Genomic DNA, 15,537 nt, shown 5'->3' with positions numbered 1-15,537 from the left:
AATCGTAACGGGGATTTACTTGCACGACAACCTTTAACAACGACGGTTCGGCGGGCAGGGCCGAGCGGCCCAACACTGCCCACTTAATGCCCTAAGCACGATTAGGCCACGCATACCAGCCAGCCCGGGAGAACGAATCCTTACTACACCCGTAGCGCCTACTTCGGTTATCCGAAGTCCACCGATAGTACACTAATCGGTCATCTGCACAGTTCAGACCACGACTTTCCCGTCGTCTCGAATACAGCACGTGGACCCAGAGAGCAACTATCCACAATTCGGCCCGCGGCCAAAAAGCACGCGGTATCGGCCGAACGGACGCCGGACAACTCCTCGGAGGCCATCAGTACCGTCAAACCGGCAGCAACCACCCATTGCTCCAACAACGACATCGCGGCCTCCGCGAGGTCGGCGCCCATCTCGACGGTCGGCTCGTCGGCGATGAGCACGGCCGGTCGCCGGGTCAGGGCTCCCAGTAGCACGATGCACCGTTGCTCCTCGACCGAGAGCGCCGAGGGCGCGACATCCCGTCGCCCCTCCAATCCGACGTGAGCCAACAGGGCGGTCACCAGCCTGTCCGATGCGGCACCGACCTCCGGCGCGGGCCGACGAAGATAGTGCTCCACCGTGGGGGAACCGGCGAATTCGGCCACGGAGGACACCAGGCCGACGTGCCCGCGCCGGTCCACACCGGACGTCTCCGTGACATCGACTCCCCCGAGCAGCACTCGGCCTGAGGTGACCCGGTCCAGCCCGGCCGCACAACGCAGCAGACTCGACCGCCCCGAGCGGGCCGGGCCGACGATCACCGTCCAGGTACCGGTAGGACAACGCAGGCTGACATCCTCGACGGCGCAGACTGCGGCATCGCCGTCTAAGTGGATCTTGCCCACCTGAACGAGTTCCAGCGCAGCAGCCGGGTCGGGGTTGACGGCTGCGGGCTGCCGGTCGACGTCCCGCGCCGTCACATCGAGCAGGCGGGAATCGGCAGGCGGACCCGTCAGATACGCGGGCTTGCGGCCGTTCCGGGGCTGCGATGCCGAACTTGCGTTCTCCATCATGGCGACAAGTGGAGCGCATCGGACCCCGTCCTGTCATTACCTCCAGTAGGCGAACCAAGGTAGACAAACCACTACCCGCCAAACGGGGACCCCTCTGCGCCCCCACTTCTCGACCGACGGCCGCACTGTTCGACGAGGTGTAGCCGTCAAGACGTCCGATCTCGGACGCCCCGCCCTCGATGGACGACCGAAGTAGACGTCGACTGCGGACAGTGCGCGAATCGTTCAAGAGATCCGGTGATCAGGTGGACTTCTCACCAACCAACATCAAATCAAGGAAACCATTGACGTCGACTTCACAACTGATAAGGTCTAGACCAACTTCGCCAACGTCGATTCGCATATCACCACCGAATAACGGCAATTCACCTGAATCAGCTCCATGGCCTCCAGACGTGGGCGAAGTGTTTCGTCTTCACATCCCCTGCAGCCCTCCGACCAGTGCCCCGGCGCTGTCGATCACGCCGGATGGGTCTGGGCGGAAGGCGTCCCCTGTGAAGGAGTCACCATGCGCAAGAAAAGGACTGCGGCGGCCATCATCGGTGCCGCGATCGCCCCGTTGTTACTCGCGGTGGTTCCCGCCGGCACCGCGAACGCCCACGCCTACGTGTCCTCGCCGCCGAGCAGGCAGGCCCAGTGCGCCGCGAACACCGTGCCCTGCGGCGATATCAAGTACGAGCCGCAGAGCGTGGAGGGTCCCAAGGGCCTGACCAGCTGCAGCGGTGGCAACAGCAGATTCTCCGAGCTCGACGATGACAGCAAGGGCTGGACCGTCACGCCGGTCGGCACCACCACCAACTTCGACTGGACCGTGCGTGTCTCGCACGCCACCACCACCTGGCAGTACTTCGTCGGCGGCACCAAGCTGGCCGAGTTCAACGACGGCGGCGCCCGCCCCGGCGAGACCGTCAGCCACCAGGTCGACTTCGGCGGCATCCGAGGACAGCAGAAGGTCCTCGCCGTGTGGAACATCGCCGACACCGAGATGGCGTTCTACGCCTGCATCGACGTCAACATCGGTTGATCGCCGACCACGTCCGGTGATTCGGGCAGCACGCCCGAATCACCGGCGTGCGCGCCGGATCGCCGTCGAGCCCCGATGTCGAGGGGCCGAACCGAGAACGGCGCGATCCGGCCAGCACCGGCCATACGCTGCAAGGATTCGAAACTCGTCGAAGCCGTGGTCGAATCACCGTCTCGCCGGACGATCTCCGGAATCGGTTCCGCTGCACCGTTGACTCCGCTCCGTCCGGTTGGCTAGAAATAGCCCATCGAGCCCGGCCAACGAAGGTGGTGCAGCGATGGTCGCCACTGAGGCGAGAGTCGACGGAGAACGAAGACGCACCGGACTTCGGGCTGATCTCCGAGCCGCGATCCCCGATGCCACCGCCGCGCTCGTCATCACGGTGGCCATCTTCATCTGGCTGTACTCGCGGGTGCGTGCGGGCATCTCCGAGACCGTCGAGGTGATGCCCTATCTCGCGGACGCCAACCAATACTGGATGTACTGGCTGTGTCAGGCATTCGGCTGGTCCGCGCTGCTGTGGGCCTACATCACCACCGTGTTGGGACTCGTTCGCTCCAGCAGCCGCCCCTCCTGGCAGCCGTTCTCCACGGTGCGGATCGAACGCTGGCACCGCACCACCAGCCTCACCACCATCGGGCTGATGTTCGCCCACGCGTTCCTGTTCTTCCTCGAACTGGCGCGGACCAACGACAACAACCTCGACTTCGCGGGCCGCTGGGTCAATGCCTTCGTCGAGTCGTTCGTCCCCGGCGGATACCCCTCCGGCACCGGCCAGGTGGCGATCCTGCTGGGGCTGCTGGCCCTGTACCTCGCGATCCCGCTGGGCCTCCTGTACTACCTGCGCAACCGGACCGGCGCACGGATGTGGCGGGCACTGCATCGCTTCGTGATCGTGGTCTACATCCTCAGCGCCTGGCACACCCTGCTGTACGGCACCAACGTGTGGTTCGACGGCTGGCCGCGCACCGCGCTGTGGCTGCTGCAGATCCCGATCGCGGTGCTGCTGATCCTCCGGCTGGTCTCCCCCGCGCGACGCGGCGACAAGCTCGGCCGAGGCACCCCGGTCTCACACGTCATCCGTCGAGTCGTGGCCGTGCTCGCGGTGGTGGCCGCGATCGGCGCGATCCTCGCCGTGGTGATCACCGGCCGCGACGGCGGTCGGACCCGGGACGTGACGGGTGCAGCGCCGTCGGTGCTGCCCTGGATGGTGTGGACCGGATTCGCGGTCTTCGTGCTGGGAGTGGGTGTGGCGGTGCTTCTGGTGCGCCGCGCGGAACGCGCCCGGGTCGCGGCACGGAAATCGCCTTCGGAACCGGCATCAGAGCCGGCCGATGCGGAGTAGGCGGCCCGCTCGGATGGCTTGCTCGCGGGGCCGTCATAATCGGCCTGTGGTTGGGTCCTTTCCGCACGCTCCGGCGATCACGAACACATAACGCGCTTCTAAGATCGCAGGTCGGAAAGGGTCCGCCCCGCGCAAGCGGGGGTGAGCCCTGACACCCCCGGTTACCGCCGGGGGTGTCGTTGTCCGCCCCGCGCAAGCGGGGGTGAGCCGATCGCCGCGTCCCGGATCGCCTCCAACCTCGCGTCCGCCCCGCGCAAGCGGGGGTGAGCCGCCATCCGCCAGCCAGTGCCGAGTGATATCCAGGTCCGCCCCGCGCAAGCGGGGGTGAGCCGCCAGCGTCACCGACCCTGGCGGAGGTCACTCAACCAGCCGCCTCACCGATCCGTGGCAGGCAACGGCTCCGGTTCGGCTTTCGGCTGCACGCGCCGCATCGGTAGGCCTTCCTCGGTGGTGAGTCCCTTCTCGATGAAGACCACGTTGCGGTGGAAGTACACCCCGGCCACGGTGCGGTCCGCGTAGCTCGGCTCGAAGCCCGGTGCCTGCTCGTACTCCGCATGGTGCAGGCCGTCGAGGAGTGTCTTGAGGAAGCCGACGGTGGTGTTCTCGTCGTTGAACTCGGTGTTGCTGCCGCCGAAGTCCGGCCAGTAGGAGGTCTGCAGATCCTCGATGACGTAGAAGCCACCCGCCCGTACGTGCGGGAACAGTAGGTGGAAGCTGGCGATCACGTCTTCGCTGCGGTGGCTGCCGTCGTCGACCACGATGTCGAAGGGGCCTACTTCCGCGCCCAGGACCGCCGCCAGCTCCGGATCGGTCTGATCGCCCTGCACGGTGCGGATTCGCGGTCCTTCCAGCCCGTGTTTGGCGTGGATGTCCAGTCCGGTGATCAGGCCTCGGCGGAAGTAACGCCGCCACATCCGCAGCCCGCCGCCGCCGATGTTCGGCTCCTGGTAGCCGCCGATGCCGATCTCCAGCAGGCGCACGGGGGTGTCGGTGAAAGTGGCGAGATAACGCTCGTAGTGCGGGGTGTAGTAGTGCAGCCGCCCCATTTGTCGGAGCCGTTGGCCAGCGAGAGCGCGCCGAGGTCGGTGGGCCGGTCCGCGATGGCGGCGATGACGGCGGAGGTGCTGCGGGCCTGCATCAACGCCCAGTCGGCGCCCTCGGCCCACGAATGCATCTTCGGCATGCTCAGCACCACGTTGCGGCTCGGCGTGTTCGATTCGCCGGGTCCGAAGAGGCTGCGGACGACGTCGTAGAGGTCGTAGCGCACGGTCGGCTGTTGCGCCTCGTCCTCGATCCGGCCCGGTTCGGCGGTGACGGACTCCCCGTCGAAGACGAGGATGGCGTCGGATCGCTCGGTGCCGTGGCGGAGTTCGAGCTGCACCCGCACGAGCCGATCCAGCTGTGGCGGGGTGAGTCGCAGCAGGATCTCGGCGTGGACCACCTCGGCGGTAGCGGCGAGACCGATCTCGTCGATGGCCTCGACGATCTGCTCGTCACGGCCGCCTGCGGCGAGGATGAGGGTGCCCACCGGGCCCAGGGTTCGATCACAGCCACGGAATCAACCTCTTCAACGATCGTCGGACGCGGTTCACTCGACGAACCCGGTCGGCGCCGGCGACCCCGCCGAATGGCAACGGTGATCGCTGTCCGTCGCGGCCGGGACGAGATCGCGGTGGCGGCCGAGTCCGTCCGTCTCGTCAGTGTTCACCATGCACCCACGCGGGAAGACGAACGCCGGTGCGCTCCGCTCGGGAGCACACCGGCGTCGTCCGGCGGTGGCACGACCCACCGAAGCGGGCCGGGTCGGTCAGCTCGTCGGCCCGACCCCGTCCGGTCCGGCCGGCACGTCGACCCCGTCCTCGGTCACGTACTTGGTGCCGTCGTCGTACTTGGTGATGGTGAAGGCGTCGAGCGTCTCACCGACCTCCTTGTCGGTGGTCGACTGGTCGTCCCATTTCGCGGCGACGATCGACTCGTAGCGGATCTGATTCTCGGTCACGGTGATGCCCTGGAACGTGGAGGTGTGGCCGGCCCTGGCGACCTGCGTGGCGCCGTTGCGGGTCCAGATGTTGTCGTCCTCGTCCTGCTGCTCGTAATACTTCGGGCCCGCGACCGACACCGCGTACACCGGTCCGGTGGTGATCCCGGGGGTGTCGGTGGCATCGGCGTCGACGTAACCCCGGGCGTAGGTGTGGTCGTGGCCCATCAGCACGAGGTCGATGTCGTTGCGCTGGAGCACCGGCAACCACATCTCGCGGACCAGCGGCTCGTCCCGGCCGACGGCCGTGGAGAACACCGGGTGGTGGAACACCACGACCGTCCACTTGTTGGGGTTGTCGGCGAGGATCTGTTCCAGCCAGCGGCCCTGGATGTCGAGCCACAACCGCTCGGGTTCCGGGCAGTCCACCTCGCAAGCGGGCAGATCGGGCGGCGTCATCAGTTGCCGGGCGTCGCGGTGGCTGGCGCTGAGCGACAGGAAGCGAACGCCCTGGTAGTCGGTGTAGTAGGCGCTCTCGGTGAGCACCTCGGCCATGTGCTCCTCATAGGCGGCCCGCTGGATCTCGGCGGGCGAGTCGTCGGCGGCCGGGGTGGAGACGGGCCCGTTGGCCGGGTATTCGAACTGCGAGCCCCAACTCTTCAGCAGGGCGTCGCCCGAGTACTCGTGGTTGCCCGGCGTGGCGATGACGTTGGACGTCTGGCTCTGGCCGTCCATCGCCGTGAACCACTCGCCCCATTCGCCGTCGTTGCCCGCGGTGTTGACCAGGTCGCCCGCGTGCACGCTGGCGACGGCGTCCGGGAAGCGTTCGAAGGCGTCCTCGACGACCGGGGTCCACTTGTCGGTCAACTCGTTCTGCGCGTCGCCGAGGTGGATGAAGGTGAACTCCTCCCCCGCCGCTCCTGCGGTGGTGAACCGGTATTCCTCACTCCACCACCGGTCGGTGCCCACCCGGTATTCGTATTCGGTCGAGGGCTCCAAGCCGTCCACGACGGCCGAGTGCGACCGGGTCGGCAGCCCGCCGCTGACCTGTTCCTCGCTGGTACGCGCCTCGACGGTGCGCCACTGTTCGGTGCCGGCCATCCGAATCTCCGCTGCGCCCTGATCGATCGCGGCGTCGGTGCGCCAGGTGATCGCCTGCGAGGTCGACGGCTGTTCGGTGGGGGTCAACACGATGCGCTCCGGCAGCGCGCCCGGGACCTCCAGGTCGGGATTGCTGGTCAGCGCGACATCGAAGACGTGCATGATGCCTCGGTCGGTGCCCTGGGGCAGGGTGACCGAGGCGACCGGCTTGGTCGCGTCCAGCAGTTGCGGGACGGTACCGAACACCTTGGTCTCGGCGGTGTCCGCGCTGCCGTCGGCCCGGTTGCGGCCCACGGCGGTGACCAGCGGTTCGTTGCCGTACTGGTAGTTCGTTCCCGGCGTCCAGTCGGTGAACGCGACCGTCACGTCCTGGGTGGAGCCGTCGACGTACTCCACGGTGGCGCGCCCGGTGGCCGGCCCGTTGGTGGCCAGGCCGAGGAAGGAGATGCCGGTCGCGGTCTCGCCGCCGAGTTCGATGCGCTGGCCGTGCGGGATCCAGTTGTCCGGCTCGCCCGGTTCGGTGTCCGGCCAGGTGAAGACGACCCCGGTGTCCCCGAGTGGCAGTTCGGCACCGGGCGCGGCACCGGCGTCGGCGAGGGCGTCACGAGACAGCGAGTTGTCGCTGAGGTCGAGCGAACCGAGATCGCCTCGCCCCTCGGGGGTGATGCCGATGTTATTGCGGCCGTCGGTGCCGTCGGTGTAGGACGGCGGCACGTCCTGGGCTCCGGTTCCCCAGCCTCCCGGGGTCGCGGCCAGCTCGAAGCGCAGCGAGCCACCGCGCTGGGCGAAGTCCTCCGGCAGCCAGGATGCGGTGGTCGCCTCGCCGTCGACGTCGAGTCCGACCGTGTACTTCCCGTCCTCGCCCGCACCGGGCGCGTCGATGGAGATGGCCCGGTCGGAGTCGGCGCTGCGGATCTCGACGCCCTCGAACATCGGGGCGCTGACCATGAGGTTCGCGGTGCCGTAGATCGAGGGGAACAGCCCGATGTTGGCCCAGACGTACCAGGCGCTGAGCGAGCCGAGGTCGTCGTTGCCGGGCAGGCCGGACGGGGTCGTGTCGTACATCTCCTCGACGGCCCGGTACAGCACGTCGGTGGTCCGGTGCGGCTGCCGCAACCAGTGGTAGACGAACGGCATGCTGAAGCTGGGCTGATTGCTGAGGTAGGCATCGGCCGTGCCATAGACGCCTGCGTCGAGTTCGCTGGTGTGGTCGTCGAGAGCGGCGGTCACGGTGTCGATTCCGCCGCGCTTGTCGACGAGGGTGCCCACGTTGTGCGGCACCATCCAGCCGTACTGGTAGCCGGTGGCCTGCTCGAACTGGTTACCGCGCTCGCCGAGTTCGAAGTCCCGGTCGAAGCCGTTGCGCTCCCGAGGCCGGATGTGGGAGGTCTCGTCGTCGAAGACGTTCTGCCAGTTCTGCGCCCGCACCATGAATTGCCGGTAGGCGTTCTGGTCATCGAGCCGGTCGGCGAGTTGCGCGATGGAGAAGTCGTTGATCGAGTACTCGAGCACCTTGGAGGTCGCCGAGTCGCCGCGCCGGTTCTCGATCATGCCGGTGCTGAAGTACTGGTGAGCGTGCGCGCGGTTGGTCTCATCGGCGGGCAGGGTCTGCGAGTCCACCATGGAGTCCAGGGCGGCCTGCCGGTCGTAGTCGGTGCTGCCGAAGGCGTCGATCGAGGCGAGGACCGTCTGCAACGAGTCGCCGCTCATCTTCTGCTGCGGCTGGTTGAGATGCGGCCAGTTGGGCCAGCGACCGGTTTGGTCCACCATGTCGACGAGCGACTGGTTGATGTCGTCGCCGACCTTCGGGAACAGCAGCGCGACGAGTTGCGCGTGGCTGCGGTAGCCGTCCCACCCGGCGTGGTTCACGTAGTGGTGTCGGCCCTCGGCGACGGTCTTGGTCTCGCCGTCGTAGCCCGCGTATTCGCCGTTGACGTCGTCGAAGACGTTCGGGTGCAGCAGCGAGTGATACACGGCGGTGTAGAACTTGGTGCGTTCCTCGGCGGTGCCGCCCCGGACGTCCAGGGTGCCCAGTGCTTCGCGCCAGGTCTCGGCGGCCGAGGTGCGCACGTTGTCGAAGCGGGTGCTGCCGACCTCGGTCTCGCGGTTCTCCTCGGCGTTGTCGATGCTCACATAGCTGAGCCCGACCTTGGCGGTAACCCGAGCGCCCGCAGGGAAGGTGAGGAAGGCGCCTGCGGCGTGCTTGCCGTCGCCGTCGGGGTTGATCGACTCGGTGCCGGTCGAGCCGAGGTGCACGCCGTCGCGATCCCAGGTGCCGAAGGATTTGATGTTGCGGTCGAAGCTCGCCGAGAAGTACGCCCGGTAGCGGCCGCCCTCGTCGCAGACGGTGGCGGACTCGACCCAGCCGCTCACCGTGCGGCCGTCGATCTCGACGCCACTGCCGAACACCCGGTTGTTGGAACCGGCCACGTCCAGCAACAGGGTGGAGTCCCGGGTGCCTCGACCGTTGAAGTCAAAGGCCGACACCGCGGTCCTGGTGGTCGCGGTCAGTTCGACGTCGACGTTGGCAGGCAGGTCGACGCGGTAGTAGCCGGGTTCGGCGGTCTCGTCGTCGTGGTCGAAGTCGAGGTAGTAGTCCTCGATGTCAGTTGCGGGGTTCACCGGGAGCGTGTCGTCGACCAGCGTCTCGGTGTAGGGCAGGATCGGGAAGTCGAAGCCGCTGTTACGGCCTTCGCAGCCGGTGCCGGAGAGCCGGGTCATGCCGAAGCCGCGCAGTTGGTCGGCCGTGTACTCGTAGCCGCCCTTCTGGTCTCCGTCGCTGGTGCGGTAGGTGGTGGGGCTCGACTGCACCATCCCGAAGGGGACGGTGGCGCCGGGCCAGGTGTTTCCGTAAGCGCTGTTGCCCTTGTTCTGCGTCGTGTCCAGTTCGGTGCCGATGAAGGGATCCACGGCGTCGAACGGGTCTAGTTCGGCTGCATGGGCGGGCAACGTCGTTGCCAGTGGCGCCAGACCGGCGACCAGTACTGCGACGAGACCGGATCCGATGGTCCGTCGCAACGTGCTTCCGGCGCGGCGGGGTGCGGCGCCGGAGCCGGGTCTCGGTCCTCCCGCGCTCGACGCGGGATGAGGCGTGGCCTCCATGTGGTGGTTCCTCTCGATGAAGATGTCGGAAGAACGCGTCACGAGGTGTGACAACACCATGGAGCCTTGTTGATCTGTGTCGCGGCAATCGGAACATCGGGTGACTCGATGGTGAAGCACGGCGGAATACGGGCGTGTCACGCCGGTGAATGTGGTGGGCGCAACATCCACAGCGGGCCGGCTGCGGTGTCCGGGTTCGCCGAAGGAACACCGCAGCTCACCCAGCGTCGTCAGCCGAACAACCGCCGGAACACATTGGTGTCGGCCAGGTCGATGAGTTCGTCGCCGCGCCCGGACATGATGGTCCGCAATGCCCAGAGACCGAAACCCTTGACCTGGGCGGGCGTGATGGTCGGTGGGATCGACAGCTCCTGGCGGGCCGTCACCACGTCGACCAGTGCGGGGCCGTCGTGGGCGAAGGCGGCGCGCAGCGCGGCTTCCAGATTGTCGGGTTGTTCCACTCTGGCCGCGTGGAAACCCATCGCCCGGGCGATCGTGGCGAAGTTCGGGTCGGTCAGGTCGGTGGCGAAGTTGACCAGGCCCGCTGATTTCATCTCCAGCTCGACGAAGTTCAGCGAGGCGTTGTTGAACACGATGATCTTCACCGGGAGTTCGTGCTGCCGCACGGTCAACAGTTCTCCGAGCAACATGCTCAGTCCGCCGTCCCCCGCCAACGCGATGGTCTGACGCTGCGGGAACGCCGATTGGGCGCCGATGGCGTGCGGCACGGCGGTGGCCATGGTTCCGTGCACGAAGGAGCCGATCAGTCGACGTGAGCCGTTCATCTTCAGATACCGCGAGGCCCACACGACGGGCGAGCCGACATCGGGGATGACGACCGCGTCCTCGGCGGCGAGCTCACTGACCAGCCGGGCCACGTATTGCGGGTGGATGGGGGTGCGGTTGCGATCGTTGGTGGCCAGCGCGTCGAGTTCCTTGCGGGCCTTGGCGTAGTTGGCTCGCGAGGTCTTGAGGTGTTCCTCGTCGCGGTCGGCGTCCAGTAGCGGCAGCAGCGCGTCGATCGTGTCCTTGACACTGCCCACGAGCCCGATGTCCAGCGGGACACGTCTACCGAGCTGCTCGCCTCGGATGTCGACCTGGATGACCTTGGCCTTGCTCGGCAGGAACTGCTGGTAGGGGAAGTCGGTCCCCAGCATCAGCAGCGTGTCGCATTTCTCCATGGCGCCGTAGCCGGAGGAGAACCCGAGTAGCCCGGTCATTCCCACGTCGTAGGGGTTGTCGTATTCGATGAACTCCTTGCCGCGCAGCGCGTGGACGACCGGGGCCTTCAACCGGTCCGCGATGGCCAGCAGTTCGCTGTGTGCACCCGCGACCCCGGCCCCACCGAGGATCGTGACCCGCTTGGCGGCGTTCAGGACGTCGGCGGCGGCCCGCAGTTCCGCGTCGGCGGGTCGGGTGATCTTCGGGATCGCCCTGATCGGCGTGGACCGCCGCCTACCTGCGGATTCCTCTAGGAAGATCTCCCCGGGAACGACGATGATCGCCACGCCACGCTGCTCCACGGCGGTGCGCATCGCGATCTCCAACATGCGGGGCAGCTGTTCGCGCACACTGACCAGTTCGAGGTAGACGCTGCACTCGCGGAACAACTCCGTCGGATGTGTCTCCTGGAAGTAGCCGCTGCCGATCTCGACCGCCGGGATCTGCGCGGCGATGGCCAGCACCGGAACCCGACTGCGTTGGGCGTCGAACAGGCCGTTGACCAGGTGGGTGTTACCCGGTCCGCAGCTGCCCGCACAGACCGCGAGTTCCCCGGTGAGGGCGGCCTCGGCGGCGGCGGCGAACGCGGCGGCCTCCTCGTGGCGCACACCCTGCCAGGTGATGGTGCCCGCGCGGCGCAGCGCGTCGGTGAGCCCGTTGAGCGAGTCTCCGGCGATTCCGTAGATCCGTTGAACACCGGATTCGTGCAGGATCTCGACGGTGGTGTCGGCGACGGTCCGCATGGGTGGTCCTTTCTCGACGGTGTGCGGCAACTGGCTTGAGCGCAGCGGTCTCGGGGCCCGGTTCGACGGCCGCACCGGCCGAGGCGGCCACTCACACTCGACGCCTCGCACCCGGACTCGGCTAGGGCTGCGTCAGAACTCCTGGTAGACCGCCGGATCCTGGTCGTTGGTCCGCCCCTCGGGAAAGCCGAGTCCGGTGATCGCGGCGACGTCGTCCTCGCTGAGTTCGATGTCGGCGAGGTCGATGTTCTCTCGCTGGCGTTCGATCGAGGAGGCCTTCGGGAGCGGGATGGCGCCTACCTTGATGTGCCAGGCCAACACGGTCTGCGCGGGGCTGATGCCGAGTTTGTTGGCGATGGAGACGATCTTCGGGTCGGACAACAGGTCGTTCGCCCGACCGATCGGGCTCCAGGATTCGGTGAGGATTCCGTGTTCTCGGTGGTAGGCCAGCGCCTCGGTCTGCGGGAAGTAGGGGTGCAGTTCGATCTGGTTGACCATCGGCGCCACCCCGGTCTCGGCGGTGAGCCGTGCCAGGTGTTCCGGTAGGAAGTTGCTGACGCCGATGTCCCGGATCAGGCCGCGTTGGCGGGCCTCGATGAGCGCGCCCCACGCCTCGACGTAGCGGTCGACCTTCGGGTTCGGCCAGTGGATGAGGTAGAGGTCGATGTGGTCCAGGCCGGTGCGAAACACGCTTTCCTCGATGGTGGCGCGGGCCTGGTCGGCGGCGTGGTGGCGGCCGGGGAGCTTGGAGGTGACGATCAGTTCGTCACGCGGCACCCCCGAATTGCGCACCGCCGCGCCGACAGCGCCCTCGTTCTCGTAGTTGACCGCCGAATCGATGAGCCGGTAGCCCGCGTGGATCGCGTCGACGATCGTGTCGGTGCCGGTGGCGCCGGTCAGCCGATAGGTGCCGAAACCGATGATCGGCAGTGCGTGGCCTGCCACGGTGCGTTCGGGAAGGGTCATCTCGCCTCCGTTGCGTCGGGGTTACCTGTGTCCGGGGTTCCGGCGGATTCTGGGTTGGTCGTCGATCTCTCCCTATTGGGTGCACGGCTCGGCCCGGTTCCGAAACGTCGGCGCCGAAGAAGAACGAAGAGAATCGGGGCGCCGAGGAGCCAACAGCCGAGCACCAGGTACGGCTCGGCGTGGATCGCATCGGGGAAATAGGTCAGATCGCGCAGGGCGCGAACGGTGGCGCCGGTCGGCAACCAGCGGCCCATGAACTCGTAGAACGACGGCAGTAGTTCCGGCGCGACCACGCCACCCGAGGAAGGGTTGCTGATCAAGACGAACAGCACCCAGGTGGGCAGCAGTCCCCAGCTGTTGCCGAACAGGATTCGGAAGATGCTGTATACCGCGCCGACGATGAACATCGTGGCCGCCAGCACCGCCCATACCCACAGCACCGGGAAGCGTTCCAAGCCCAACGCGGGCCCGACGGTCACCGAGATGAGCAGACCGGCCAACACCGCCCGGGTCGCATCCCAGCCCAGTTCGCCCGCCAACGTCAGCCCACCCGCGTTGACCCGAGTCTGGATGGCGCCGACGAAACCGATGATCGTCGAGGCCAGCGCCATGTAGAACAGCACCAGCCCGGCGGGGTCCTTCTGGCTCAACGGGTGTAGATCGAGCACCGTCAGCCGGGTGCCCAGGCTCGCCTCGATCGCGGTGGTGTCCTGGCCGATGATGCGCGCCATCGAGGCGCCCGAGGCACTGGAGATGAGCAACTCGGCGTGGTCCTCGCCCATGAGCAGCGCCCCGTAGAGCCGCTGTTGGCCGATCGCTTCCACTGCGGCGTCCCGAGAGTCGACGTCGACCGCTTCGAATCGGGCCCCGGTCGCGGCATCGATGGCACCCCGCAAGCGTTCCTTGTCCGAGGCGTCACCGACGACTCCGATCGGAACGGCGTGGGCATGCGGATCGCCCATCGCAATACTGTAGGAGGCCACGAATAGCGCGCCGAAGACCGCGATGATCAATGAGATCACGAAGGCGGGCAAATGCGGTCCGGGAAGGATTCTTCGCATCGTCGTTACCGCACCGGGTCGGACTCGATGGGCGGCAGGACACTGCTGAACAGCGGGTTTCCTCGACGACACGGCCTGGGGCCTGCCGGATCTGCGACCATCGCCGATTCCCCGTCCATCACCATCGACGCCCTTCCGGCTTTTCCCGCAATACCGCCCGCGACCGTACGTCCGACCTTCTCTGGTCGCCAGTCGACATGATTCGGGAGCGATATCGGGCGAAATGCAACGGAATTTCGGACGTGCCGACTAACGAAAGGAAACTTCACCTTCGTCGAATGTCGGGCGCTGCGGTCGAGCCGGTACTAGGCAGCGCGATGCGTTCCAGGAGACACGGGTGAGCGTGGCCGCCGCCGAGCTGACTCCGGCGGCGGCCACCAGACAGACTTCCGGGCCATCGGGCCCGCTCGGCGGGGAAGCCGAGGATCAGCCAAGCCGGTCGGCCTTCACTGCAGTCAGGAAGGCACCGAAGGCGACTCGGTCGACCACGAGCGTCCCGCCAGCGCGATCCTTGGTGTCGCGGATGCCGACGTGGCCGGGAGCCTGACCGACCTCGATGCATGCCGTTGCAGTCTGAGATCGCGTCGATTTCCGCCAGTTTCCTAGGGCCAACACGTCCTACTCCATGCCTAGAAAGCTCTTCAGAGGAGCGAACAGCCTCAGCCGACTCTGTTGCTCTTCACCGCAGCCAGAAACGCGCCGAAGGTAACGCGGTCGACCACGAGCGTTCCGCCAGCGCGATCCTTGGTGTCGCGGATGCCGATGAGGCCAGGAGCCTGACCGACCTCGATGCACGCACTGGTGTTCTGAGAGCGTCTAGCCTTCCGCCAGGTCGCGTGTTCTAACAGTCGCGTCATGGTGTCGCCTCCAGCTCCGATATGACATCAAGGATGAGTTCGCTCGTCCTGGCTGAACTCATCGCTACTCGCATGACGGTATCTGTCGCAGCCTCATACGGAGCCACGTCGTCCCGATCATGGAAGACCAGCGCGGATCGACGGTTTTCCACATGGACCACCGGGTCGCGATCGCGGAAGGCGAACCAGTCGTACAAGCCTTCCATGTCCGGGCTCCATGGCGCTGTGAAAGGGATGACCCGAAGATCGACTGATGGCAACCGGCTGATTTCAAGCAGCACTCGAAGCTGGTCACTCTGCACTTGTGGGCCGCCCACCAACCTACGAAGCGCAGCCTCACCGAGAAGCGCCAGAAACGCGGGTGCGTTCCGTCCAGTCAGCACTGAGCGCCGACCGACACGCGTCTTGACTCTGATCTCAACCTCTTCGGCAGGCACACCGCCCGCACCGATGATCGACCTAGCGTAGTCAACCGTCTGCAACAATCCCGGAATGATCAGCGGCGAGACACTCACGATGTGCGTCGCGTCGCGCTCGGCCTCAAGCAGCGCCGCCAACGCATGCCCCTGTTCCGGGTAACCGACTGCGAGCCACTGCCTGCCTTCGGTGTCACGCGCCATGTCGATGAGTTCGTTACGTACCCCGTTTGGCGCCCTTAGAGCGGTCAGGTAACTAGCAACGTCCTCAGGCCTAGGCGAGCGGTTGCCGCTTTCCCATCTGCTGATGGTGGCCGTACTGACACCCATCTGTTCCGCGATGGCTCGCGCAGTCGCCCCAACCCGCTCACGCACGTTCTTCATCTCACGCCCGAGCGCCTGCCCCTTGGGTGTCACAACCATTCGCGCAGCGTAATCGGATCCGCACGATGGATCAGTTCGCCCGATCGTGGCATTGTTACCAGAGTTACCAGAGATCGATACTTTGGCAATGATCGGTAACTTCTCGTGCGACTCGGGCTGCAGCACACCGTGATCGCGCTACTCCTCCTCGGCTTGTCATTGGTTGGCGTGGGTGTCCCGTTGGCTCTCTGGGGATATCGATCGCCAAGGCCGAACTCTGTCCGCCCACATCGCAGGAA

At 66.5% G+C, this 15,537-nt stretch carries 11 protein-coding genes; 2 read left to right on the top strand and 9 right to left on the bottom strand.

What is annotated here, in order from left to right; translation table 11 throughout:
- Positions 1-200 precede the first annotated feature (200 nt).
- Positions 201-1,061 carry an ATP-binding cassette domain-containing protein gene (locus BKA25_RS10790; protein ID WP_069850144.1) on the bottom strand — a complete coding sequence of 287 codons (861 nt, stop codon included), beginning with the start codon at positions 1,059-1,061 and terminating at the stop codon, positions 201-203.
- Between the two features lie 508 nt (positions 1,062-1,569).
- Between BKA25_RS10790 and BKA25_RS10785 the strand changes: the two genes are divergently transcribed.
- Together BKA25_RS10785 and BKA25_RS10780 are read left to right on the top strand one after the other, a co-directional pair.
- Positions 1,570-2,085 carry a lytic polysaccharide monooxygenase auxiliary activity family 9 protein gene (locus BKA25_RS10785; protein WP_069850146.1) on the top strand — a complete coding sequence of 172 codons (516 nt, stop codon included), beginning with the start codon at positions 1,570-1,572 and terminating at the stop codon, positions 2,083-2,085.
- Between the two features lie 277 nt (positions 2,086-2,362).
- On the top strand, positions 2,363-3,430 hold the full coding sequence (locus BKA25_RS10780) for a ferric reductase-like transmembrane domain-containing protein (RefSeq protein ID WP_069850148.1): 1,068 nt from the start codon (positions 2,363-2,365) through the stop codon (positions 3,428-3,430).
- An 883-nt stretch (positions 3,431-4,313) separates the two neighbouring features.
- Here the strand turns inward: BKA25_RS10780 and BKA25_RS28360 are convergent.
- From BKA25_RS28360 to BKA25_RS10740, 8 genes are all read right to left on the bottom strand, one after another.
- Positions 4,314-4,958, bottom strand: a complete 645-nt coding sequence (locus BKA25_RS28360; protein ID WP_084643109.1) for a hypothetical protein — start codon at positions 4,956-4,958, stop codon at positions 4,314-4,316.
- 279 nt (positions 4,959-5,237) lie between these two features.
- Positions 5,238-9,611, bottom strand: coding sequence for a GH92 family glycosyl hydrolase (locus tag BKA25_RS10770; protein ID WP_069853785.1), 4,374 nt, complete (start codon positions 9,609-9,611; stop codon positions 5,238-5,240).
- A 230-nt stretch (positions 9,612-9,841) separates the two neighbouring features.
- Complete coding sequence (poxB, locus tag BKA25_RS10765; RefSeq protein WP_069850150.1) at positions 9,842-11,575, bottom strand: ubiquinone-dependent pyruvate dehydrogenase; 1,734 nt, start codon at positions 11,573-11,575, stop codon at positions 9,842-9,844.
- A 132-nt stretch (positions 11,576-11,707) separates the two neighbouring features.
- On the bottom strand, positions 11,708-12,541 hold the full coding sequence (locus BKA25_RS10760) for an aldo/keto reductase (protein WP_069850152.1): 834 nt from the start codon (positions 12,539-12,541) through the stop codon (positions 11,708-11,710).
- Positions 12,538-13,602, bottom strand: a complete 1,065-nt coding sequence (locus tag BKA25_RS10755) for an ABC-2 transporter permease (RefSeq protein ID WP_069850154.1) — start codon at positions 13,600-13,602, stop codon at positions 12,538-12,540. Before BKA25_RS10755 ends, BKA25_RS10760 begins: the two co-directional genes overlap by 4 nt.
- A 426-nt stretch (positions 13,603-14,028) precedes the next feature.
- Positions 14,029-14,217, bottom strand: a complete 189-nt coding sequence (locus BKA25_RS10750) for a DUF397 domain-containing protein (protein WP_084643111.1) — start codon at positions 14,215-14,217, stop codon at positions 14,029-14,031.
- A 44-nt stretch (positions 14,218-14,261) separates the two neighbouring features.
- Complete coding sequence (locus tag BKA25_RS10745; protein ID WP_069850156.1) at positions 14,262-14,459, bottom strand: DUF397 domain-containing protein; 198 nt, start codon at positions 14,457-14,459, stop codon at positions 14,262-14,264.
- The gene (locus BKA25_RS10740) at positions 14,456-15,298 is read right to left on the bottom strand and encodes a helix-turn-helix domain-containing protein (RefSeq protein WP_069850158.1); all 843 of its coding nucleotides are present in this window, start codon (positions 15,296-15,298) and stop codon (positions 14,456-14,458) included. Before BKA25_RS10740 ends, BKA25_RS10745 begins: the two co-directional genes overlap by 4 nt.
- Positions 15,299-15,537: the final 239 nt, after the last annotated feature.

This window comes from Actinoalloteichus hymeniacidonis, assembly GCF_014203365.1.
GTDB classification, from domain to species: Bacteria; Actinomycetota; Actinomycetes; order Mycobacteriales; family Pseudonocardiaceae; genus Actinoalloteichus_A; species Actinoalloteichus_A hymeniacidonis.
This window is presented reverse-complemented; position numbering and strand designations above follow the sequence as displayed.